The organism is Phormidium sp. FACHB-592 (assembly GCF_014695795.1).
Lineage (GTDB): Bacteria > Cyanobacteriota > Cyanobacteriia > Leptolyngbyales > Leptolyngbyaceae > Stenomitos.
On sequence record NZ_JACJOZ010000055.1, the window covers coordinates 1 to 2,270 of the forward strand.

At 50.7% G+C, this 2,270-nt stretch carries 3 protein-coding genes; 1 reads left to right on the plus strand and 2 read right to left on the minus strand.

The window, feature by feature from the left end; genetic code table 11:
* Nucleotides 1-982: 982 nt before the first annotated feature.
* On the minus strand, nt 983-1,162 hold the full coding sequence (locus H6F86_RS15030) for a hypothetical protein (RefSeq protein WP_190449424.1): 180 nt from the start codon (nt 1,160-1,162) through the stop codon (nt 983-985).
* A gap of 144 nt (nt 1,163-1,306) precedes the next feature.
* Here H6F86_RS15030 and H6F86_RS15035 point away from each other — a divergent pair, with 144 nt between their 5' ends.
* Entirely contained in the window at nt 1,307-1,456 is a 150-nt protein-coding gene (locus tag H6F86_RS15035) for a hypothetical protein (protein WP_190449425.1), read from the plus strand.
* Here the strand turns inward: H6F86_RS15035 and H6F86_RS15040 are convergent.
* Nucleotides 1,453-1,917, minus strand: a complete 465-nt coding sequence (locus tag H6F86_RS15040; protein ID WP_190449426.1) for an SMI1/KNR4 family protein — start codon at nt 1,915-1,917, stop codon at nt 1,453-1,455. The genes H6F86_RS15035 and H6F86_RS15040 overlap by 4 nt on opposite strands.
* Between the last annotated feature and the right edge of the window lie 353 nt (nt 1,918-2,270).

Consider the following 2,270-nt stretch of genomic DNA (forward strand, 5'->3'; position numbering starts at 1 on the left):
TCACTTCGCTCAAACTCAGGCGGGAATGGCTCCGGCGTTCACCAGGCATGGAAGGCAACTGCACTTGGTGTTGCCAACTGTGCTCAAAGTGCTGATAAAAATCGTCCAGTTCATAAAAAAGGTGTGCAATATCCAGACGCGATACGATGGTTTCCATAGCTGAGACCGTTACTTCAAAACCAGTCTCAGCTTTTCTTGTGTCAATTTCTGTTCGTCGAACTCACGTTAACTAGTAGAGGCTGCTGTGGAAGCTGACAAAAAATAGTACGGCATAAATATCCGCAATCCCTTACCCTGTCATCGTTCCAGTCTCGTTGCACTTCATGGCAGCTTCGCTTCCCTAAGGCCAAGAAAGGTTGCTGGCATCAAGCGTACCCTTGAAGCGGTCTGGTAGTCTGCTTACCGCCCGTCAGGGGCCTGTACTGTGAGTGTCAGTCACTGGTTTTGCTACAGTGAAATGTTTTGCGAACCTTTGCCCTGCTTCGTTGCGGCTAGTCGCCGCTTTTCTGCTTTAACGACCCCAAGCCATGTTTGTGTGCCTCAATAGAGCTAAGGATGCTCTGAGTCACGCTGAAGCCTATAGAACGAAGCACATATGCCGCAATTGCATTGGCACTGGAAAAAAGTGATGAAGCTCTGGTTTAGCGACCTCACTCTAGAACAGGGGCTCTTTGTACTGAGCCTGCGTCAGCAGCAACGACAGCGGCCGAGCAGCAGGTTCGCTTCTCAAGCACCCCTGATTAAAAGTCGGTTTTTAGGGGCACCGCTTGACTGCCCACGTCACAGCAAACAGCAAGTCGAGCGCAGCACGCCCTGCTACCGGCAAACCTTGCCGCGCTGATCATTTGACAACTGGTAGTCGGACTTGTTAAACGTTTTGGGAGCCTGGCAACACTGCGTGTCAAAAAGGGCCATCATCCTGTAGCGGTATCAATCCTGAACAGGCTTACTAGCGCCTCTAAACAATTAGAGGTTTTGTGCCTCACCTTGTGTCGTCTGCATAGTTGCGGGTGGCAGCAACCACTTGAATGCATTTGTCACGTTGAGCGTAGTGGGTGGCGATCGCTACCGAGCCATCCGTGAAGCCTCCAAAGCAGGAGTGCAAAGTCGGGGTGGGTTTGCGCGAGGATGCGAGCGATCGCACCAGAGAGATAAGCGGCACGATTGTAGATGGGGATAACGAGGGAGGCTGGGAAAGCCACAGAATTCTTTTGGGGAACTTTGAGTTTATTGTTCCCAAAGGGCGCTCGTACTGTGAGTACGAGCGTTGATTTCCTCTAACCTGGGTTGAGGTAGCAAACCTAACATGACCAAACCTGCAAAAGAGCATCCTGCTACCACTGATCGCTTCACCGCTTGTGGACACTGGGTTGGGCGAGGCTTAACCCAACCTATGAGGCAGGTGATCGCGCTACGAGGCGAGTCGTTGCACTGGTACATCAGGCAGAGACATTAACGCTTGTTCCAGGACATCATGCCATTCATGTAACCAATGACAAAAGCTTCTAGATTCGGATGAGTCTGCCCAAGCATGCCTTTACCCTCAACGTAAAAGTAAACGGGTGGATTGTCTCCCTCAGAGGCGCGGATAAAGCCAAACCCCTGTCCCTGGTTAAACCAGGCAAAGACAAGGGCATCGTCAGGCAGCAACTCTGTACAATCTTGCTCCGCCAATAACTCGAGCGCATCTTCTCGATTGCGGCGTAGATAGATACCGCGCAGAATGAAAGAGTCTATAAAGCCCCCGGCACTTTCTCCTAGCCAGAGGAGAAACTCTTTGTAAGCTTTGGGCAAAGGGAGATGGATGGCTGCTGCATATGCCTCAATTTGAGCTTCACTAGAAGGTTTTAACTCATACGATTCCTGGGTTTCATGGCAAAAGACCGGAAACAGTTCGATGGCTTTGTTCAAGTACATAAGGTAACCTTTGTGAAAGGCAATCACCCCTCGCTGTCGGTTGGGTTGACACTAGAAAACTCAAAAGCACCAACTCTGTACAAGGGCAGGACTCAACCGCACAAGGTCGTGTTTGCTGATGCCAACTGGCTGTACTACTGAGTCTAAAACGAGTCCATGCCCTTTGTAGTAAGTTGCTTAACTGCTTTACCCCATTTATGGATGCGTTCATGGCGTTCATGCCGTCTGCAAAGGCCTGGGCGTTGTTTTTAGTCCGCTTGCTACGGGAACGCCAAAATGTCAGCTCTGCTCCCAGAACCCACTCAACAGCGCCTGATCGATTTCTGCTTCCGTTGGCGAATCGAAAAGCTGGC

Excerpts from the sequence above, each read along its gene's own strand:
- H6F86_RS15035 (WP_190449425.1), top strand. The coding sequence starts at position 1,307 with ATGACCAAACCTGCAAAAGAGCATCCTGCTACCACTGATCGCTTCACC.
- H6F86_RS15040 (WP_190449426.1), bottom strand. The coding sequence starts at position 1,917 with ATGTACTTGAACAAAGCCATCGAACTGTTTCCGGTCTTTTGCCATGAA.